20 protein-coding genes are annotated in these 21318 nt (G+C 46.3%); 8 read left to right on the top strand and 12 right to left on the bottom strand.

From position 1 onward, the window contains the following. Positions 1-80 precede the first annotated feature (80 nt). Positions 81-1097 (top strand): IS30 family transposase, encoded by a 1017-nt coding sequence (locus LBPC_RS05120; protein ID WP_011674977.1) that lies wholly within the window; start codon positions 81-83, stop codon positions 1095-1097. Between the two features lie 29 nt (positions 1098-1126). Here LBPC_RS05120 and LBPC_RS05115 read toward each other — a convergent pair whose 3' ends face one another. The 4 genes from LBPC_RS05115 to LBPC_RS05100 form a co-directional block, all read right to left on the bottom strand. Then, positions 1127-1984: a type II secretion system F family protein gene (locus LBPC_RS05115; protein ID WP_025376185.1), complete on the bottom strand. Its 858-nt coding sequence runs from the start codon at positions 1982-1984 to the stop codon at positions 1127-1129. After that, positions 1981-2847, bottom strand: coding sequence for an ATPase, T2SS/T4P/T4SS family (locus LBPC_RS05110; RefSeq protein ID WP_003661275.1), 867 nt, complete (start codon positions 2845-2847; stop codon positions 1981-1983). The genes LBPC_RS05115 and LBPC_RS05110 overlap by 4 nt, the downstream gene beginning before the upstream one ends. A gap of 125 nt (positions 2848-2972) precedes the next feature. Then, the gene (locus LBPC_RS05105; protein ID WP_003564397.1) at positions 2973-3704 is read right to left on the bottom strand and encodes a YebC/PmpR family DNA-binding transcriptional regulator; all 732 of its coding nucleotides are present in this window, start codon (positions 3702-3704) and stop codon (positions 2973-2975) included. A gap of 70 nt (positions 3705-3774) precedes the next feature. Further along, positions 3775-4266, bottom strand: coding sequence for a VanZ family protein (locus LBPC_RS05100; RefSeq protein WP_003564394.1), 492 nt, complete (start codon positions 4264-4266; stop codon positions 3775-3777). A gap of 74 nt (positions 4267-4340) precedes the next feature. On the opposite strand from LBPC_RS05100, the gene LBPC_RS05095 reads away from it, so the two are divergent. After that, a complete protein-coding gene (locus LBPC_RS05095) occupies positions 4341-6146 on the top strand; it encodes a M3 family oligoendopeptidase (RefSeq protein ID WP_003593994.1) in 1806 nt (601 codons plus the stop codon). Between the two features lie 89 nt (positions 6147-6235). Further along, entirely contained in the window at positions 6236-6376 is a 141-nt protein-coding gene (locus tag LBPC_RS16950; RefSeq protein WP_016383593.1) for a hypothetical protein, read from the top strand. Here the strand turns inward: LBPC_RS16950 and glmS are convergent. The 4 genes from glmS to cdaA all read right to left on the bottom strand — a co-directional run bounded on the left by glmS (position 6354) and on the right by cdaA (position 11805). Further along, positions 6354-8165 (bottom strand): glutamine--fructose-6-phosphate transaminase (isomerizing), encoded by a 1812-nt coding sequence (gene glmS / locus LBPC_RS05090; RefSeq protein ID WP_016365785.1) that lies wholly within the window; start codon positions 8163-8165, stop codon positions 6354-6356. The genes LBPC_RS16950 and glmS overlap by 23 nt on opposite strands. Before the next feature lie 314 nt (positions 8166-8479). Then, positions 8480-9844, bottom strand: coding sequence for a phosphoglucosamine mutase (gene glmM, locus LBPC_RS05085; RefSeq protein ID WP_003661280.1), 1365 nt, complete (start codon positions 9842-9844; stop codon positions 8480-8482). Between the two features lie 21 nt (positions 9845-9865). Then, complete coding sequence (locus LBPC_RS05080) at positions 9866-10951, bottom strand: CdaR family protein (protein WP_003593991.1); 1086 nt, start codon at positions 10949-10951, stop codon at positions 9866-9868. Then, positions 10948-11805, bottom strand: coding sequence for a diadenylate cyclase CdaA (cdaA, locus tag LBPC_RS05075; protein WP_003564381.1), 858 nt, complete (start codon positions 11803-11805; stop codon positions 10948-10950). The genes LBPC_RS05080 and cdaA overlap by 4 nt, the downstream gene beginning before the upstream one ends. 263 nt (positions 11806-12068) lie before the next feature. Here cdaA and LBPC_RS05070 point away from each other — a divergent pair, with 263 nt between their 5' ends. The 5 genes from LBPC_RS05070 to LBPC_RS05050 all read left to right on the top strand — a co-directional run bounded on the left by LBPC_RS05070 (position 12069) and on the right by LBPC_RS05050 (position 17923). After that, entirely contained in the window at positions 12069-12803 is a 735-nt protein-coding gene (locus tag LBPC_RS05070) for an ABC transporter ATP-binding protein (protein WP_003593988.1), read from the top strand. Beyond that, the gene (locus LBPC_RS05065) at positions 12793-13932 is read left to right on the top strand and encodes an ABC transporter permease (protein WP_003593986.1); all 1140 of its coding nucleotides are present in this window, start codon (positions 12793-12795) and stop codon (positions 13930-13932) included. Before LBPC_RS05070 ends, LBPC_RS05065 begins: the two co-directional genes overlap by 11 nt. A gap of 37 nt (positions 13933-13969) precedes the next feature. Continuing rightward, entirely contained in the window at positions 13970-14614 is a 645-nt protein-coding gene (locus tag LBPC_RS05060; RefSeq protein WP_003574317.1) for a TetR/AcrR family transcriptional regulator, read from the top strand. Positions 14615-14717: 103 nt separating this feature from the next. Then, positions 14718-17510, top strand: a complete 2793-nt coding sequence (locus LBPC_RS05055; RefSeq protein ID WP_003661282.1) for a cation-translocating P-type ATPase — start codon at positions 14718-14720, stop codon at positions 17508-17510. A 218-nt stretch (positions 17511-17728) separates the two neighbouring features. Then, the gene (locus LBPC_RS05050) at positions 17729-17923 is read left to right on the top strand and encodes a hypothetical protein (protein WP_003564370.1); all 195 of its coding nucleotides are present in this window, start codon (positions 17729-17731) and stop codon (positions 17921-17923) included. 69 nt (positions 17924-17992) lie between these two features. On the opposite strand, the gene LBPC_RS05045 is transcribed toward LBPC_RS05050, so the two are convergent. The 4 genes from LBPC_RS05045 to LBPC_RS05030 form a co-directional block, all read right to left on the bottom strand. Beyond that, positions 17993-18187 carry a hypothetical protein gene (locus LBPC_RS05045; RefSeq protein ID WP_003564368.1) on the bottom strand — a complete coding sequence of 65 codons (195 nt, stop codon included), beginning with the start codon at positions 18185-18187 and terminating at the stop codon, positions 17993-17995. A gap of 339 nt (positions 18188-18526) precedes the next feature. Further along, complete coding sequence (locus LBPC_RS05040; RefSeq protein ID WP_003569694.1) at positions 18527-19600, bottom strand: ABC transporter substrate-binding protein; 1074 nt, start codon at positions 19598-19600, stop codon at positions 18527-18529. Then, on the bottom strand, positions 19584-20423 hold the full coding sequence (locus tag LBPC_RS05035) for an ABC transporter permease (protein ID WP_003564363.1): 840 nt from the start codon (positions 20421-20423) through the stop codon (positions 19584-19586). The genes LBPC_RS05040 and LBPC_RS05035 overlap by 17 nt, the downstream gene beginning before the upstream one ends. Further along, complete coding sequence (locus tag LBPC_RS05030; RefSeq protein WP_003564360.1) at positions 20413-21237, bottom strand: ABC transporter permease; 825 nt, start codon at positions 21235-21237, stop codon at positions 20413-20415. Before LBPC_RS05030 ends, LBPC_RS05035 begins: the two co-directional genes overlap by 11 nt. Positions 21238-21318: the final 81 nt, after the last annotated feature.

Genomic DNA, 21318 nt, shown 5'->3' with positions numbered 1-21318 from the left:
AACACCCTGACGACTAGACCATAAAGGCCATGAAGACCTATTCTTGTTAGTGCTAGCTAAACAAGAAAGCAGGAATCTTCATGACCCACTCTCAGACTAACACTCACAAGCATTACCAACAACTCAGTTTTAGCGACCGTGCTACAATTCAGGCCCTTCAGGCTGCTGGTGACACCGCGACCGTGATTGCACAGAAGCTTCATCGCAGTAAAGCGACAATCTCACGAGAAATCACGCGTGGATCTGTAACTCAGCTCGACTCGAAGCGTCACTCGCATCAAGTCTATCTTGCGGAAACTGCCCAAGCCATGCACGACCGTAAACGCGATAGAACCGGTCACTACGCCTTTCTTAAGACCGGCCGTGCGTTCTTCAAGGCTCTCTCCAGGGAGCTTACTCGTAAGCCGCGCGTACACAGCGTTGATAGCTTCGTACACTTCTATCGCGACCAGGGCAAGGCTTGCCCTTCAACGACAACTGTGTATCGCTACATCGACGCCGGGCTGCTTGAGCTAGACAACATGACACTTCCCAAGAAGCTCCGACGCCGCATCAAAGGCTATAAGAACGCCCACAAGCGCAAGAATAAGAAGATATACGGCGACTCAATCGAGTTGCGTCCTGCGGCCGTGAATGACCGCACAGGCGTGGGACATTGGGAAGGCGACTTGGTCAAGGGTATTCGCTTAGCTGATGAGCCAGCATTAATGACGCTCACAGAACGGTACAGCCGGACTGAGATCATCGTCAAGATTCCTGACTATCATGCGGGCACCTGCCTTAAAGCCTTGCAGGACACGATCGACGACTACGGGGCCAAGGAATTTGAGAGTATCACTTTTGACAATGGTTCCGAGTTTGCCAAGTTATCAGAGATTGTTGGAACCCAGATTTACTTCGCACATCCGTACTCGCCTTGGGAGCGTGGCACAAACGAGAACGCCAATGGACTGCTTAGGGAATTCTTCCCGAAAGGGAAGTCTCTCAGAGCAGTTACCCTGGTTGAAATTCAAGCAGTCCAATCCGCACTGAACCATCGTCCCAGACGTATTCTGAACTATCTTCGCCCATGCGATTACTACCGATGCATGGCGTAACAGCCTAGACCACTATCAAGAATTCGTTATCATCGTTGCACTTGCCTTGAAAATTGAGGCTGTAAAAATAGTTGTTCACCAAAAAGTTTTAAGCCGGTCGCCACTAAGTGATGTGTCTGGCCCATTGTCAATAAACGGGCAACTTCAGGTGGCACAAAGGCTTCGTGTAACGCATCGGCCAACTCAGCCCCTTGTTGAATCTTTTGTTGAATGCGTGCTCCTAAATCACCCAACGGACCGCCAACGGTTATCAAGTGTCGGCAAAAGTCGGCAATCTCAGCACCTGCCAGTAAGAAGTGGGCGGCTCCGGCTGTGAACTGAAACTGATAGTACACTTGCATGACGCCACGGACACCAGGCAATCGTTGTAAGAGTTGCAAGCGTTGAGCCAACGTCAGTCGATGCCACCCGAGCCATATTAGCAACCCGGCGGCTAAGCCCCCACCCATGGTCATTAACTGCGTATGCACTAAATGCGATTGTGGTAACGCCAAGGCTGGCAACACGCCAAACACAACGACCACTTGCAAGGTAACAAGCATGCCCAGTAACACAAGTGGGTAAATTAATAGTTGACCAATCCGTTGACGATTCCGCACTCGCAAGCCTAAGTAATCACCAGCCACGGCCAATGCTTTTGCCAAATCCCCGTGAACCTGTGCTAGTTGCAGTTGTTGAAAGAGGATGGGAGCTAATGCCTGATGGCCAACTGCTTCTGGCAATCCGATGCCAGAAGCCAAATCCGTTTCGATTCGTTCCCAAATTGGCCGGTATTTCGGTAAACTCACACGCAAATAAGCAAACACATCCGGCAAACTAAAACCAGCAGCAATTAACGCAGCGCTTTGACGGCAAAACCGTTCCTGAATCACCAGCGGCATGCTCACGAAACCACCTCCTGATCAGCTTGTCCTACTTGCTTGAAAACCACGACTTCCGCCACTGGGTGAATCATTGGCCGATACTGCAAACTGATCGCCGCACTCGCCGTCAATGCCGCCGCTACTAACTCATCCGGCAAGCCAAAACTGCTCAACCTTAAGGGTGTATCCGCCGCTGATCGGGCATGCACGGTCGCTAGGACAATGTGACCGCTAATCGCCGCTTCGCAAGCACTTTGCGCTGTTTGTCGATCACGAATTTCTCCAATCAGCAAGACGTCTGGTCGATGGCGCAGCGCCGCCTTCAGTAATTGCGGATAGGTCATGTCTGCCTCCGGATTGACTTGCAACTGTAAGAATTGCGGCTGATTGATCTCAACTGGATCCTCGATCGACAAGACCATTCGTGATTCCGCCAAACGCGTCGCTAACTGATAGAGTAATGTCGTTTTTCCTGACCCAGTCGGCCCAGCTAGGGTCAGCATGCCGCGTTTCTGCAGTAAAATACCCAACAGACGATCTAACAGATGACGTGCGCCTGCAGCATCTGGAATGCCTTTGATTATGCGAACTACCAGTGATTCACCACCGCGAAAGTCAGCCACTGAACTTAACCGTAAAAAAGCTGCTGATTCCCTTTGATAAAAGGCTCCCAATTGAACGCGGCGATGTTCGGCAACATTCATGCCCGCCATAAATTTCAAGTAATTAATTTCTTGCTGCCCACGTTTGCTGTCTCGCTCGGCGATTGTTACCAAGCCCGTCGGTACCCGTAGGCGAATCAAATAACCTTGCGGACTAGGCAAATAGTAAATATCGCTAGCACCCTTTTCCAGCGCAATTGTCAAAAGCTTATTCACCGATTGCATCGTTTTTCCCCCTGTATTAAAAGAGTTCGCGAGCGTCAGATATCACCCCGTCCTCTTGACTATTTTGGGCAGAAAAAAAGACGAGGATTTTCCCTCGTCTTGATCACAAGTTATCAATCGATGCATTAATCGTCTGGCCAGTCGCCAGCTGTGTAAACTTCCTGCACATCATCGTCGTCTTCCAATTGATCAATCATAGCTTGGAATTGTTCAACTTTATCTTCTGGAATCGGGGTCAGGTTTTGCGGAACCATTGTCAGTTCGTTTTGGACAAACTTGTACCCTTTTTCCTCAAGCGCGTCGCGAACCTGAGCAAATTCTTTAGGATCGGTGTAGATTTCGAATGCCTCATCTGAAGTCTGCATATCTTCTGCACCGGCTTCAAGCGCATCTTCTAGCATCTGATCTTCGTCAACATCAAGGTCATCACGGCTAATCACCAGATAACCTTTTCGATCAAACATGTATGAAACCGCACCAGCAGCTGCCATGTTCCCACCGTGTCGGGTGATCGCCACTCGTACGGTACTGGAAGTCCGGTTGCGATTATCGGTCAAAGCTTCAACCAAAATCGCCACACCACCTGGCCCATAGCCTTCATAGGTCACTTCGTCATAGTTGGCCGCATCACGATCACTTGCTTTATCTAAAGCACGCTTAATATTGTCTTTTGGCATATTGGCAGCTTTAGCTTTATCCATGACTAAACGAAGGGAAGGATTACCACTGGGGTCAGGACCACCTTGCTTTGCTGCCATGTATAATTCACGTGATAATTTCTGGAAAATTTTACCACGTTTCGAATCCTGAGCATTTTTACGGCCCTGAATGTTATGCCATTTGGAATGTCCTGACATGATAAACCCTCTTTTCGTAAGTTTAGGAGCATATGAATCGCTAAAATTATAGCAAAGATCGGCACTTTATTCAATGACGCTTCTGCCGCCATAACCATAACCACATTAAGGTCACGGCCACAGCCGCAGCAGCAGTATCGAGCATCACATCTTGGAAAAGCGGTGTCCGCCCGCCTGTCAGCATTTGATGAAACTCGTCAAATGCCGCAACACCGGTACAACTTAAGACCATCAGCGGCCAATGCAGCCAACGATTTTTCTGATACATAAACGTGCCTTGTGTCAGACCAAGACCTAATAGGAAAAAGATGCTGACATGCGCACCTTTGCGAATGAAAAATTCAACAAATTTAAAATAGCCTACCTCAGCAATTGATTGCTGTTCACCCGCATAATTAAAATGAATACCACTTAAGGCTTGCTTAAACGGTTCATTGTGTAACAAGCGTTCCAATAACGGCACCGTTGTTTGCTCTTTGTAAGTCATACTGGAACTAAAGAACAAGACAAACAAAAGGACTGCCGCCAGCCACAACCCCCAATGTTTTTTAAAAGACGTCACAAACTTCTACCTGCTTTCACTCAGACTTTTCTCATCTACGGTATAATAAAGCTATTTCGAAAGGAAGTGCCAATATGTCTTATCCAATTAACTGGAACCTCGATTCGATTTTCCCCGGTGGTATTGACTCACCGCAACTTGCCGACCGAATTAGCGATGTGACGGCCAAATTGCCTCAACTGGAGTCAAAAGTAGCCGCTTGGATCCCTGACCACGATGCTCCTGAGTTTACCGATTTCATCACACTTTGGCAACTGCTGGAAGACATTGGCAAAGGCCTAGCTACTACTAGCAGCTTCGTCGAGATGATTGCCAGCGCTGATACAGCTAATCTGAAAACCGGACCTGTTCAAGGTCAGCTCACGACACTTTATACCCGTTTTCAAAACATTAACAACCCGCTGGCCAAAAAACTCGCAGCCATGTCACAAGCAGCTTTCGATCAGCTAACGACCACGTCAGCTTTAAGCGCTAGTCGTTTTGGCTTGCAAGAGATGCGCGACCAGGCAAAGGAACTGTTAGATGATCAAACCGAAACGATGATTAACGATCTGGCAGTCGATGGTTTTACTGGCTGGAGCGATCATTACACCACCTTGAGTGGCAGTCTTAAGTTTCCAATCACACAAGATGGCAAAACCACAGAGCTTAGTGCTGGCCAAACCCAGAATAAATTCGAAGGCGATCCTGACACTAAAACGCGTGAACAAGTCTTTAACGTTTGGGAACAAACGTGGGACGATCATGCCAGTCTGTTTGGTGAGACCCTGAATCACATTGCCGGCTTCCGGCTTACGAATTATCGGTTGCATCATTATCCGGATTATCTTTTCAAACCGTTGCAATACAATCGCATGCAACGTGCCACGCTGGATCAAATGTGGCACACCATCAGCGCCAACAAACAGCCTTTTGCTGCTTACCTCACGCGCAAGGCCGAATTAACTGGTAAGCCAACAATGCCATGGTATGACCAATGGGCGCCAGTCATCGTGGGCGATTTTCAGCCAAAGACCTATACCTTCGATGAGGCCGCCGAATTTATTGTGAACAACTTTGCCAAGTTCTCACCTAAAATGGCTGCCTTTGCCAAACAGGCATTTGAAAATGGCTGGATCGAAGCTGAAGATCGGCCAGGCAAGCGCGCTGGCGGTTACATGACCAGCGTCCCAGATGTCAAAGAAAGTCGTATTTTCATGACCTTCGATGGTTCAGCATCTGGTGTTTCCACCATTGCCCACGAATTGGGCCATGCTTTCCACAGCAGTATTTTGAAAGATATGCCGCTATTGCGTCAAGATTATGCAATGAATGTTGCCGAAACTGCATCAACTTTTGCAGAATTAATCGTTGCAGATGCCACAGTCAAAGCAGCAACCTCACCGGCTGAGAAACTTAATTTGTTAGACGCTAAAATGGCCAATCCATTGGCGATGCTGTTAAATATCCATGCTCGCTTCCTGTTTGAAGACAGTTTCTATCAGGAACGGGAAAAAGGAATTGTCAGTGTGCCACGACTGAAAGAACTCATGACGACTGCACAACAACAAGCCTATGCAGGTGGTCTAAGTTCTTTTGATCCCATGTATTGGGCAGACAAACTGCATTTCTACTTCGACAACCCACCGTTCTACAACTTCCCTTACACTTTTGGTTATCTGTTCTCTAGCGGTATTTACGCAAAGGCCCAAGCATCTGATAATTTTGAAGATGATTACATTGCTTTGTTGCGGGATACGGCGAATATGACAACAGAAGCACTAGCGAAAAAACATCTCGGGGTTGACTTAACGCAACCGGATTTCTGGCAGCAAGGCATTGATTTAGCCGCCAAAGATGCGCAACAGTTTATGACTTTGAGTGAAGGTTACTTGAAATAAAGTTCTTCCCGATTTGCAGCGTGTCACTTAGCGCACAAATACTTAATTTGTGCTTATTAAAAAAGTGTTGCATCACGAGGATACCCGTGATGCAACACTTTTTTATATACATGGATCACGATCCGCTACGACGTCAGACACCAAGCTGGGGATTGAATCCACATCTTGACATGAATGACACCGATCACCAAATGAAATTCTTAGCGATTATTCAACGGTCACTGACTTAGCCAGATTACGCGGACGGTCAACATCGTAACCACGATCCGCACTAGTAAAGTAAGCCAAGAGCTGTGCCGGGATAATCGTCAAAAGCGGTGCAAGTAATGGATTGATTTCATCGACAACGATTTGGTCACCATCTTGGGCTTGACTAGCCATTGCGATATGAAGCACCTTGGCACCGCGAGCTTGCACCTCGTCCGCATTGCTGCGAGTGCGCGCTGCTGTAACCGGATCAGAAATGATTGCAACCACTGGCGTATTCTTTTCAATCAAAGCAATCGTACCATGCTTCAATTCACCAGCCGCAAAGCCTTCTGCCTGAACATAACTGATTTCCTTGAGTTTCAATGCTGCTTCCATGCTGGCATAGTAATCATCGCCACGGCCAATGTAGAAAGCATTGCGCGTGGTCTTGAACATGTCAGTTGCTAGTTCATGGATGCGATCCTTTTGGTCAATCAAAGCCTGCTGACCAGTTGCTGCCAACCCAAGTTCATGGATCACATCGAAGTCCTTAGCAGCCTGCAATCCTTTAGCCTCGCCGACTGCTTTCGATACAAGCGCTTCAACGGCGATTTGTGCCGTGTAAGCTTTGGTAGAAGCAACCGCAATTTCTGGGCCGCCATGCAACTGCAACATAAAGGTTGCTTCACGAGCAAGCGTTGAGCTGGCAACGTTTGTGATCGTTAATGTCTGATAACCGCGTTCCTTGACTGAAACAAGGACCTGACGGATATCAGCAGTTTCCCCACTTTGGGTTAGGAAAATGAACAGTGGGTGCTTGGACAACAGTGGTTGATGATAGGCAAACTCAGAAGCAACATGCACTTCTGTCGGAATACCTGCCAATTGTTCGAACAAAGGTGCACCGACTAAACCGGCATGATAACTGGTACCAGCCGCAACGATATACAAACGATCAGCTTGCTGTAAAGCTTTCAGCAAATCTTCTGGCAAAACGATGTTGCCATGATCATCGGTATACTTTTCGACCAAACGCCGCATCACGATTGGCTGTTCGTCGATTTCTTTAAGCATGAAGAATGGGTACGTACCTTTAGAAACTTCACCATCATCAACTTTAACGGTGAATGGCTTACGTTCCTCAACTTTACCGTCAATCGTTTCAATGTGGATGGCATCAGCCGTCAAGGTCACGATTTCCTGATCCTTCAGTTCAACAAACTGATCGGTTTCACTAAGCATTGCCAAGGCATCAGAAGCCACCACATTAAAGCCTTTACCACGGCCAATCAGTAATGGACTCTTGTTTTTAGCAACATACAGCACTGTTGGGTCAAGGCGATCAACCATCGAGAAAGCATAAGAACCTTGGATCATTTTCAAGGTTTTGCGCAGTGCTTCCTTAGCAGACAGACCTTCGCGGGCAAACAAGGCAATCAGCTGAACAACAACTTCGGTATCCGTATCACTCTGTAATTCAATGTCTTGCAAGTACTTCTGCTTCAGTTCGTTAGCATTGGTCACAACGCCGTTATGCACCAGATAAAACCGTTCGTCATTGGAAACATGCGGATGGGCGTTGGCTTCGGTAGGGCCGCCATTGGTTGCCCAGCGCGTATGGCCAATCCCCATAACGCCTTGAACATCAGGCGTAACCGCTTCTTCAAGATTGGAAATGTGGCCGACGCGCTTAATTAAATGATCATGGCCGGCTTGGTCATTCACGTAAATGCCGGCTGAATCATAGCCGCGGTATTCCAACTTCTCTAATCCCTTAAGCAAGATCTGCGTTGCATTCTTTTTACCGATAACGCCAACGATTCCACACATAGTCAACATCCTTTTCATTTTTGTCTAAAAATTGGTTTAGACAGATTTTTTATTGGTATTGTTGAAAGCAAAGCTAACTATAGTTTTTAAAAGGCTATATGTCAACACCATTTTTTCACTGGTATACTTGAAACATATATATTGGTCTATATTAATTTACCCAATTCTTATGCACACTGGTTTTGGAATTTTATGAACGCGCTTTCAAAACGTGCCAATTGCGAATGCTATCACCAGACAAAAAAACCGAGTTGTCGATGAGACCCGTGACAACTCGGTTAAAATAAAGTTTAAATTTTTGATAAAGACAGCAGTTAATCTTCCTTGCTGCCCATTTCTTGCTTCACCACATCCACGATTTGATCCACATAACGGGAAACCAAATCTTCGGTTTTGGCTTCGGCCATGACCCGCAACAAAGGTTCAGTGCCTGAAGGGCGAACCAGAACACGGCCATCACCGGCCATTTCTTTTTCGACGGTATCAATGGCACTTTGGATTTCTGGATAAGCTTGCCAGTTTTCCTTGTCCGCAACTTTCACATTAACCAGTTTCTGCGGATAGTCTTGAACAGGTGCGGCTAATTCAGACAACTTCTTGCCGGTTTTCTTCATGACATTTAACAAGTGAATGCCTGTCAGCATGCCATCCCCGGTATTGTGATAATCAAACAAAATGACGTGGCCAGACTGTTCGCCGCCAATATTATAGCCATCTTTGCGCATGGCTTCGACAACGTGGCGATCACCGACAGCCGTTTGCACGGACTTCATGCCATTCGCTTCTAATGCCTTATATAACCCAAGATTACTCATAACAGTGGTGACGACAGTATCCTGCTTCAGCCGGCCTTGTGACTTCATATAACTACCAAGAATGAACATAATCTTGTCGCCATCAACAATATTGCCTTGTTCATCAACTGCGATACAGCGATCACCGTCACCGTCAAACGCGAGGCCAACATCAGCACCTTTTTCGACGACAAATTTCGATAACGCCTGAGGATGCGTTGAACCAACGTTAGCATTGATATTAAGCCCATCTGGACTGATTGCCATTGTATCAAAATCGGTCTCAAGATCAGCAAAAATTCGACTAACTAACCCACTCGTTGCACCATTTGCGCCATCCAAGCACACATAAATGCCACTCAGATCATCTGCCAAGGTTTGCTCAAGAAATTGGGTGTACTTGAGTGCGCCTTCAGGATAATCGTCTACTGTACCTAATCCTTCAGCAGCCGGCCGTGGAAGTTTGTCTTCTGGCGCATCCAGTAAGGCTTCAATTTCTTCTTCAGTATCGTCAGACAATTTGTAGCCGTCCGCTCCAAAGAACTTGATGCCATTATCGGCAACCGGATTATGCGACGCCGAAATCTGGATACCAGCATCGGCGCCTTGAATCTTGATTAAATAAGCAACAGCAGGCGTTGTGATCACGCCTAAATCCAGCACTTCAATCCCAACAGAAAGCAAGCCAGCAATTAAAGCATCAGCCAACATCTGCCCTGAGATTCGTGTATCGCGAGCAACCAAAACCAATGGGCGTCGACTCGCATCTTCTTTGTGCTGCGTCAAAACATAGCCGCCTGTCCGCCCTAGCCGGAAAGCCATTTCCGGACTTAGTTCCTTGTTTGCAATACCACGAACGCCATCAGTACCAAAATACTTTGTCATCTTAATTCTTCCTCATTTCTTTCAGCCATTATTGTCGCTTGTTGATGTACTTGAGTCTGATTCACTGGCACTCGAGGTGCTTGCGGCACTCGAACTCGAAGTACTGGTGCTCGCTGTTGAACCGCCATTGTTGTTATTATCATCATTACCAGTGTTGCCAACACTAACCGTCACTTTAAGTGATTTCGGACTAGCAGCAGAAATACCATCATTCAAATCAGTTACGTTGTAAGTCCGAGTTGTCGTCGTGCTAATACCGCTGACATCGACGTCCACGGTTAATTTACTCAGCTTGTCCAAACTACTTTGGTCTCCGTATACGGTAACCTGTTTTGTGTCAGAGGACAAGACATACGTGCGTCCTGACACGGCAGTCCCAGTTTGTTTTAGCTCCACGGTAAGTTTCTTGCTAGGTTGAGAAATCGGTAAGGTTACATGAACAGTCTGCGGTGCCAACACAACATTCATCGTATTGCCGTTCTCATCAAGCGCCTGTAACAGCACCTCTTGGTCAACCGTACTCCGGGTATTGTGCGACAGCGAGACATTTGCCACAACTTGTGCGATCGAGTCAATCACGGATCGTGCGCCAGTGACATCCACTGTTCGCGTCGACAGCTTTGGCTCACCAGCTGCATACCCGGATGCGATACTGGCTTTATTATAGCGAACCTGAATCGGCATCGTCTTATTGTCCCGAACCTGAATGTCAACGGTCACGGATTTAGGCGAAATCGAATAACTCAAATCCTTGTTCAAACCTTCTGCCTTCAACCGAACACGATGCTTGCCAACACCGAGTTTGGTAAGATCAGCAATGATCCGAAAATTTTGGGTGTTGGCGGTCATCGTGACTAATGAAGCCGTTCCTGTCAATGCAACTGAAACTTTTGACGGATAACCGGTAATAAAATACTTGTCCGTGTTGGCATTTACCTGTAACGGCACTTTCACGGTCTGGGTTTTGTTGGCAACCAAGGTTGTATCATCATTTGCACTTTGTCTGGTATTGTTGATGCTTTCAACGTTGACATAAGCAAAAAGCCCAATCGCGAGAAGCAGAGCCAACAACCGATTAACCCATGGATTATCCCATAAGCGATTCATTGCTTGCCCTCCTTCTTTTTACGTGACTTAAACCGGCGCGAAAAGAAACTGACAACTGGGTTCGGATTCGGCGCCTCTTCTTTTGGCACTAATTGCGCCGTCAGAAACTTCATATAGTCATCACGCGTCAAATTACGAATCAGGTTGTTGTTATTTGTGATCGTCACTTCCCCAGTTTCTTCAGAGACAACGATCGTCAACGCATCCGTCACTTCACTGATCCCGACAGCAGCACGATGGCGCGTACCAAGTTCTTTAGGAATGAGATTGCTGTCAGATAAAGGTAAGTATGCAGCCGCAACCGCAATTCGATTGTCCCGAATGATCACCGCCCCATCATGCAACGGCGTATTCGGTATGAAAATGTTGATCAGCAGCTCTCCACTAATATCAGCATCCAAGGGAATACCTGTCTCAATGTAATCCTCCAGCCCGGTACTCTTCTGGATCGTCATTAAGGCCCCGATCCGGCGCTTGCTCATATATTGAATAGCCTTATCAAGTTCTTTGACCATCCGTACTTCGACTTCGTGCTGGTTATTATTCGACCGAAAAATCAAGGAACCGCGACCTAGGTGCTCAAGGCCACGCCGAATTTCCGGCTGAAAAATAATAACCAGTGCTGGCACACTCCAAGTAATAACCAAATCAGTTAAATAACCGACCGTCTTCAACTGAAGGAACCAAGAAATAATCTTGATCGCAGCAATGACAAAAACGCCTTTCAGAAGCTGAACCGCTTTTGTACCGCGAACAAGCATGATCAAACGATAAATGACATACCAGACGACGAGGATGTCAACCAGATTGATCAAGGTGGACCAAGTTAATAAATTTGTCAGATAGGTGCGCATCCGCGTTCCTCCATTGTGGTTTAGAATCAAACTTCTGAATAATTATACCACGAGGTGTGCACAGGCGCGGCCAGAAACGGGAGCATAAGCGGTTTCAGTCGCTATAACACAGCTTGAAGCAGCTTTTAGATGCCATCCTTTTGACAACAATCTGATTGATTTGGCTGATGACTTTTAAACTTTTAGTTGCTTTTACCCCAAAATTGGCGATAATGGCAAGTGAGTGAGCACTCACTATATTATTGAGAAAGTGACGCGATAATATGCAAACAAATCAAGCTGTTCAGGTCAGCGCCCTCACCCAAGGCTATGGTAAACAGATCGTGCTTAAGGACATCAACTTGACCTTAAATCATGGTCAAATTCTTGCTTTAATCGGTCCTAGCGGTGCTGGCAAAACCACTTTAGTCAGTACCATTATGGGTATGTTGCGCCCACGCACCGGACAAGTCAGCGTTTTAGGGCAAGCCGTGCCGAATCGTCCCCTACTCGCGAAAATCGGCTTCATGGCTCAGACTGATGCTTTATATGAAAGTTTAACCGGTGCCGAGAACCTGACATTTTTTGCCAAAATGCAAGGCGTCCCACACGCGCAGATTACCAAACAAATGGCTTATGCTGCTAATGTCGTCAATCTGCAACCGGCCTTAAAGCAACCAGTTAAGGATTATTCAGGCGGGATGAAGCGCCGATTATCGCTCGCCATCGCCCTCATCAGTCAACCGCAGTTGTTGATTTTAGATGAACCGACCGTTGGCATTGACCCTGAGCTGCGCCAACAGATTTGGCATGAATTGCATCGTCTGGCGGATCAGGGTGTCGCCATTATTTTAACGACCCACGTCATGGCTGATGCCGAAGAAGCGGACACGTTATTGATGATTCGCAACGGGACTGCCATTGCCCAAGGGACACCGGCACAATTAAAGGCAGATTATCAAACGGACTCGATTGAAGCGGTCTTTTTAGCCGCAGGGAGGCAGCAAGATGCGCATTGAAGCGTTGATTAATCGGATTTTAAAAGAAATGTTCCGTGATAAACGCACGTTAGCCCTGATGTTTATCGCGCCTTTATTTATCATGACGTTGATCTTTTTTCTTTTTCAATCCAATACGGACACCAAGGCTGATTTAGCAGTTCATGCTGTTGATTCGGCACTAACAAAGGCGATCGATACCAAACACGTTCGATTGCATCAGGTCAAAAATGACCAACCCATCGCATTAATCAAGGCTCATGATTATGCCGGTGTACTCACGCAGGATGGCGATAAGCTGACCCTGACGTTGGCCAACGCTGATCAAGGAAAAAGCGCGATTCTGAAACAAACCTTGCAAGCCGCTTCTATCAAACTAAAAATGCAAGCCGCTGCCACAGCGCTTAAGATCCAAGCAACCACCTTACAAAAGCTTGCGACAGCTCTCAAACAGGCCACGCACGGCGCAGCCCAAATTCCAGAACCCCATCAGCCAAAAACACCGAGTTACACGTTAACAACCCATTACCGATATGGCTCTGCCGACTCAACTTACTTTGACACCCTGTTGCCGATTTTAATGGGATTCATTGTCTTCTTCTTTGTCTTTTTGATTTCGGGCATCGCTTTGTTGCGCGAGCGGACCACTGGCACCTTATACCGTTTACTGGCAACGCCGGTTCGCCGCGGTGAAATCATTAGCGGTTACCTACTAGGTTATGGTATTTTCGCCATTATTCAGACATTGCTAATCGTTGGTTATTCCTTGATCGTATTCAAAATTCAAATTCTTGGCAGCATCCCCGCCATCTTTTTGATCAATTTACTATTAGCGTTCACTGCCTTGGCACTGGGCTTGTTGATTTCAACCTTTGCTGACACTGAATTTCAGATGCTGCAATTCATTCCAATTGTGGTTATTCCCCAAATTTTCTTTACGGGATTAATTCCAATTGATCACATGCTTGGGTGGCTGCAACCCATCGCTCACATCATGCCTTTATACTATGGTGCTAATGCCTTAACCGGTATTATCGCCAAAGGTCAGTCGCTTGCCGTCTTCTATCCAGATGTGGTTGCCTTGTTAGGATTCTTCCTATTATTTCTTGGATTAAATTTACTCACGATGCGGAAATACCGGCAAGTGTAAAGTCGAGCAATTTTTATTGAAGGGAAGCGATCTCGCGATGCACACACGTAATATTACCGATTTGTTTTCCGCTTCACTCGCCAAAAGCAATCTATCCGCTAAACAGCAAGCCGTTTTAAAGGCCAGTTTAGCGTTATTTGCTAGTCAAGGCTTTGATCGCACTAGCACTAAAGAAATTGCTGAAACGGCACAGGTCAGCGAAGGCACAGTTTACAAGCAGTTCAAGACGAAAGATGGGATTCTTCAGGCGCTACTAGCCCCTATGATTCGCCAAGTAATGCCAAACGTATTAACCGAGTTTGTTAATGAAGTCGGTGAACAAGATTTGCCCGACTTACACACTTTTTTAACGTTCATTGTTCATGATCGTATGCAGTTTGCCATTGCTAATCAAGCCCAGCTACGGGTTTTAGCAGCCACTGTTCTTCGTGACGCTGCCTTAGGACAAGAGCTCGCTGAGCAATTCAACCGCGAGTTATCGGGAAAAGCCGCGCGCCTTTATGCAACTTATCAGGCTAACGGACAATTGGTTGATTGGCCATTTAATCGAGTCCTACGAGCCATTTTTGGAACCGTGCTTAGTTACCTATTACCACTCATTATCGGTGAACAATCCGCTTTTGATCTCGAAACTGCCGTTCACGAAGCGGTTGAATTCTTAGAACGCGGTCTCCGCGCCTAAGCCGAAAAGTTTAATTGCTTAAAAACAGCACTTTGGGTGTTTTCCTCCGCTCAGAACGTTAGAATGAAGCTAAACATCTTTATGAAGGAGACATGCTTAAGTCATGAAAAATGAAAAGGAGACGCGGCGCAAGTTTGCAACGGATCCCGTCCCGGATCTGATGACGGATTTGCATACAACGTCAACTGGATTAACGCGGAAGGAGGCCGCCGACCGCCTAGAAAAGTATGGGGAAAACGTGATTACTAGGGAAAAGCAACAATCACAATTACTCATTTTCCTCAAAAATTTCACAAGCGTGATGGCCATTCTGTTGTGGGTCAGCGGCTTTGTCGCCATCCTGTCAGGCACCCTCGAATTAGGGATTGCCATTTGGCTGGTCAATATTATCAACGGTGTTTTCAGCTATTGGCAAGAACATGAAGCTCAAAAAGCAACTGACTCGTTAATGAAAATGCTACCGGCTTATACGCAAGTTTATCGCGATGGCAAACTGCAGCAAATTAATGCAACCAAAATGGTACCTGGGGATGTTTTCAATCTTCAGGCAGGCAATGCGGTTCCGGTTGATGCGCGCTTGATTAAGGCCACTTCGGTTCAAGTCGATCAAAGTGCCCTAACTGGTGAATCGGTACCTGAATCAAAAAAAGTTGCCTTTGATGCTGGTCAAGGTGAGTTCGCGGAATCAAACCTTGTTTATGCTGGCACTACTGTTGGCGCTGGCACGGCAACTGCTGTGGCATTTGCCACGGGGATGAATACCGAGTTTGGTCGAATTGCGGCGTTAACGCAACAACAAAAACCAAGTCTGAGTCCCTTACAATTAGAGCTAAATCGTTTAACCAAACAGATTTCACTGATTGCCATCGGTCTTGGTCTGGTATTCTTCGTTTCGGCAATCTTCTTTGTCCACTACCCTGTGGCTCAAAGTTTCATTTTCGCCTTGGGTATGATCGTAGCCTTCATCCCTGAAGGCTTGTTGCCAACAGTCACATTGTCCTTGGCTCAAGGCGTTCAACGCATGGCCAAAAAGCATGCGTTGTTAAAAGATCTGAATAGTGTTGAAACCTTAGGCGAAACCACGGTGATCTGTTCAGATAAAACCGGCACCTTAACCCAAAATCAGATGACCGTGGATCACATCTGGACACCTGCTCATTCCTTCACCGTTACTGGCCAAGGCTTCGTGAATAATGGCCAGATTCAACTGGACGGGAAACCCATTAAATATGGCACCGATGCCGATCTGGATTTGCTGATCCGCTTAGTTGCCTTCAATAATGATACTGAAGTTGAGCCGTCAAAAGGCAGTGCTCGGCCGAAAATCCTAGGTACCCCGACTGAAGCCTCACTGGTCATTTTGGCCCAAAAGTCCGGCATTGATACCAAGGCATACAGCATTAAGTATCCACGCCTGAAAGAGCTGCCGTTTGATTCAGATCGGAAGCGTATGACCACCATTCATCAACATGACGATCACACCTTATCAATTTGCACCAAAGGCTCGCTGAGCGATTTGCTGCCGCATTGTGACACTATCCAAGAAAATGGCAAAGTTCGGCCACTGACTGAAGACGATAAAAAAGCGATTGACGATGCCAACCGCAAATATGCTTCCCTCGGCCTGCGTTCCATTGCCACCGCTTATCGTGAGGTGCCTCAAGAAACAGATAAAGAAAAACAACTTGACGGCCTCACAATCGACACGGCCGAAACCAATTTGACCTTTGTTGGCTTAGCAATCATGTCCGATCCGCCACGTCCGGAAATTTACGAAGCCATCAAGAAATGTCACCGTGCCAGCATCAAAATTATTATGGTTACCGGCGACTCTTCCTTAACAGCTAAGTCCGTCGCGGTCAAAATCGGCCTCACTTCTGACAAAGCGCGGGTTGTCACCGGTGGCGAACTCGATTCAATGAGTAAAGAAGATTTAAAAAAGGCACTTGCTGGCGAAATCATTTTCGCACGGGTCGCCCCAGAGCAGAAATACAAAATCGTCTCAACCTTGCAAGAAATTGGCGAGATCGTTGCTTCTACCGGCGATGGTGTCAATGATGCCCCAGCCTTGAAAAAAGCCGACATTGGTGTTGCCATGGGCGTTACCGGCACCGATGTCGCCAAGGATGCCGCTGATATGATCCTAACCGATGACAACTTTGCCTCAATTGTTGCCGCCATTGAAGAAGGTCGAACCGTTTACAGTAACATTCAGAAATTCCTGATCTACATCTTGAATTCTAACTTGCCTGAAGCGGTACCTTCAGCCTTATTCCTGTTCTCACGTGGTGCGATTCCGCTCCCGTTGACTGTCATGCAAATTTTGACCGTCGATCTTGGCACCGACATGATGCCAGCCTTAGGTCTTGGCTCTGAGAAAGCGGAACCTGGCATCATGGACAAGCCACCGCGAGCACGCGATGCCCACCTCATGAGTAAAACCGTTCTCTGGAAGGCGTTTGCTTGGTATGGCCTGATTGCCTCAATCATTTCAAGCGGTGCCTACTTCTTCGTCAACCATCTCAATGGTTGGCCGTTGAAGGGTCTGGCAACCAGTGGCAACACTTACGTCATGGCGACTACCATGACCTTGGCCGCCATCATCTTCTGTCAGATTGCCGCAGCGATGAACTGCCGAACCGAAAATGCTTCTGTTTTCAAAGCCGGTCTTTTTGCCAACAAACTCGTTTGGTTCGGGATCGTCTTTGAAATTTTCCTATTGGCACTACTCAGCTATACCCCATTCTTACAGGAACTCTTTCACACCGGCCCACTCGCCCCAACGGATTGGATCTTCTTGGCTATTATTCCAATTCCGCTCTTCCTCATCGAAGAAGGACGCAAGTGGCTCAATCGACGCCGATTGGCTGCTAAGAAAGTCGATGTTGTTGATTAGGCAATAGTGGTTAATATGAACAAAAAGCGATCCGTCCAAAAATAGGCGGATCGCTTTTTATTGTGTGCGAAGTGGCGTGCATTAAATCGCCATAAAGCTGAAAGATCACTGCCCCTATGTTAAAAAATGTAACCAACATTTTCAGTTTCATGTTATCCTTGCTATAAGATAGAAGGCATTCTCATTGGCAGCTTAAACTATTACTGGAGGTTAAATTGATGCAAACAAATAAAGTTGTTGGTCTAAGTTTTGTTGGAGGATGGTGCGTGATGTTTGTCAGTGCAGTTGTATGGTTTGCCATTCGGAATGGTTTTATCGCTTCCATATTGCTCGATGCTTTAGGAATTGCAACACTTGGAACTGTATTTTTCGTAGTCGGTTATTGGTTGATTAGTCACAAAAATAATCACTGAAAAGACACAGCTAATACTGGCCCATTTTACCGTGACGCGTGATAGCATTAAACAATCTTATCATCCGCCTCAGCGCTTTTTCCTAACCAACGTCACCGTTTCGCCAATGGCGCAGGCCGTTAATGACAGCATAATAATGAAGAATGGACGATTGACATCCAGTACCGTAGCGGCTGCCATCAAACTAAAAGATGCCAACCAAAGGCTAAGGCAACAAACAACGTCTACCCAGCGCTCTTCATTTTTGTAAGTTCTCTTTCCCAAGCTGCCCACCTCTTAGTGATCGTATCTGAAACAAGTATCCAAGACGACTGCAAAACCGTTTATCCCTTTGTCGGTTAATGACGCTGGAGCACAATCAGATGTTTTTCATTGCAATAAGCGTACCAGATTTTGCTAGTGTGATGTGCATTTTAGAAAACGTTCTCATCTTTAAAGCCATTTTCCCTCATCGCTCTTTGTTATCAAGGCTTATTTTTTGCGAGATCATCAGTTAAATCCTTGTCGTTTAAGACTACCGAAGCAATCGAAAAAGTGACCCAAAAAAAGCCCGCAAATTAGCATTTTTAGCTAATCATAGCGGACTGTAAGCGATGAGCCTTCTCATCGGCGATACATTTTGAATTCCAAGAAAAGATCATTATAAAGCCCAACCTTAGCTGGTGGCAGATCAGAATAAATCTCCAAATGTTTCATTGTTTCATCATCTGGATAAAATTGGCGATCATTTTGCACACTCTTTGGTAGGAGCTTCTTGGCGGCTGCATTTGGTGTTGCATAACCGACATATTCGGCATTTTGAGCCGCGTTTTTGGGTTCCATCATGAAGTTTAGAAAGGCATAGATGGCCTTAAAATGCTTAGCCGTCTTAGGGATGACCAAGTTGTCAAACCAGAGATTGCTGCCTTCGCGCGGGACAACATAGTGCAGATGTTTATTGTTGGCCAACATCTCACTGGCTTCACCTGACCAGTCAACGGCAATCTTAGCCTCGTTCTCGGCCATGTACATTTTGATTTCATCAGCAACAACAGCTTTCACATTAGGCGACAGCTGATCAAGTTTTGCCTTGGCGAGCGCTAAGGTTTGCGGGTTGGTTTCATTAACCGACTTGCCCATCGAAATGAGCGCTGGTGCAAACACGTCGCGGGCCGAATCAATCAACATGATTGAATCTTTGAATTTCGGGTTCCATAGTTGATCCCAGTGTTGAACTTCACTGGCTTTGACAAACTTATCGTTGTAAATAATCCCCAGCGTTCCCCAGAAATACGGAATGCTGTATTTATTGTTGCGATCAAAATCTTTATCGATTAAACGCGGGTCCATGTTTTGCATCCCGCGTAATTTACTTTTATCGAGTGGTAGCAACAGATTGGCCTTTTTCATTTTTTCGATCATGTAGTCAGATGGTACTGTCAAATCGTAGCTTGTACCACCTTGTTGAATCTTGGTGAACATGGCTTCATTTGAATCAAAGGTTTCTTGATTAACATGATAGCCAGTTTGTTTTTCAAACTTGCTGATCAGCGCCGGATCGATGTAATCGCCCCAGTTGAAAAGGTTTAACGTGTTTTCACCCGTATCACCTTGCGATTTTTGTAATCCTTCACTCCAAACTGCTAATCCGAGACAAACAGCTAAGATGGCAATCGCAATACTAATGAGTCGTTTCATTGATCAACGCCTCGCTTTCTCGCTTGTGTTTTTGTTTGGCTCGCCGATTTTGACCTGCTTGTTGAATGAAGTAGTAACCGACTACCAGCAGTAAAGCAAAGATAAACATGACGCCTGACAACGCATTGATCTCCAAACTGATGCCTTGTCGTGCGCGAGCGTATATTTCGACTGCCAGTGTTTCAAAACCATTACCAGTGACAAAGAAGGTCACGGCAAAATCATCTAGTGAATACGTAAAGGCCATGAAAAAGCCGGAAAAAATACCCGGCGTAATATAAGGCACGATCACGCGCGTTAAAACTTGATAGTTGGACGCGCCTAAATCACGAGCAGCATCTAGTAAAGAATGGCTCATTTCCTGAAGCCGCGGTAGGATCATCAACACGACAATCGGGATAGAAAAGGCAATATGGCTCATCAAGACGGACCAGAAACCCAATGGCACTTTCAACGCGGTATAGAAGATCAGAAAACTAGCACCGATAATGACATCTGGACTCACCATAAGAATGTTGTTGAGGGATAAGACCGTGTTTTTAACAACAGGTCGACTAGTACGATCAATTGCTAATGCTCCTAACGCACCGATAATCGTAGCGATCAAACTGGATAATAGCGCGACTAGCAACGTATCCAGAACAATTTGAATCATCCGGGTGTCAGCAAACAGCTCAGCATAATGTTTCCATGTGAAGCCGCTGTAATTGCTCATGCGATCTCCCGTTGAAAACGAGTAGATAACCAAATAAAAGATCGGCACATACAAACAGATGAAGACGAAGATCAGATAAAGGTTGGACCATTTGAATTTACGCTTCATGACGCCGCGCCCCCTTCTTCTTACGTTCGCCGGTCAGGAACATGATGATGAACATGGCGACGATCAGGACAACCCCGATCGTCGAACCCATGCCCCAGTTCATCGTTGTCAGAAAATGCTCTTCAATGGCTGTCCCCAAAGTAATGACCCGGTTCCCGCCGATCAGACGCGTCAACATGAATAAACTTAAACTAGGAATGAAAACAGCTTGAACCCCGGATTTCACGCCGGAAATTGTTAACGGCCAGATCACCTTGGTGAAGGTCTGCCAGCTTTTGGCCCCTAAATCTTGGGCAGCATTGACAAGGTTTTCCGGTAATTCTTCGATTGCATTGAAAATCGGCAAGATCATGAACGGGATTTCAATATAAGCAGCAACAAAAATGAAACTAAAATCCGTGAACAGGAATTGCTGGGGCGCGATGCCAAACATTCCCAAGAAACTATTAACCCCGCCATCCTGACTGAAGATCCCGATGAAGGCGTATGCTTTCAGCAGCAAGTTAATCCAAGTCGGTAGAATAATCAGCAACAACCATAACTGTTTATGCTTGGCATAATGCAGCAAATATGCTGTTGGATAGCTGATTAACAAAGTTGCTAACGTGATCAGGAACGCATACCAGACGGAATTGATCGTCATCATAATATAAGTGCCTGATTGAAAATAGGTCTGATAATTGGCAAGGGTAAAGTGACCGCTGATGTTAAAGAAACTTTGATAAACGATTAAAACCATCGGTGCGATCACAAATAATGCCAGCCACATCACATAAGGTGTGTAGAATGCGGCGTTTGTGGTGGATTTTTTCACGATGACCCTCCTCAGTTCGAAAATCGATCAGCGCCGACCAGTGTCTATCTAATCGTCAAAACGCTTCGATGACACTGCCCC

Source organism: Lacticaseibacillus paracasei subsp. paracasei (assembly GCF_000829035.1).
GTDB lineage: Bacteria > Bacillota > Bacilli > Lactobacillales > Lactobacillaceae > Lacticaseibacillus > Lacticaseibacillus paracasei.
The sequence above is the reverse complement of the archived record's forward strand: the minus strand, read 5'-3'. Positions and strand labels throughout refer to the sequence as shown.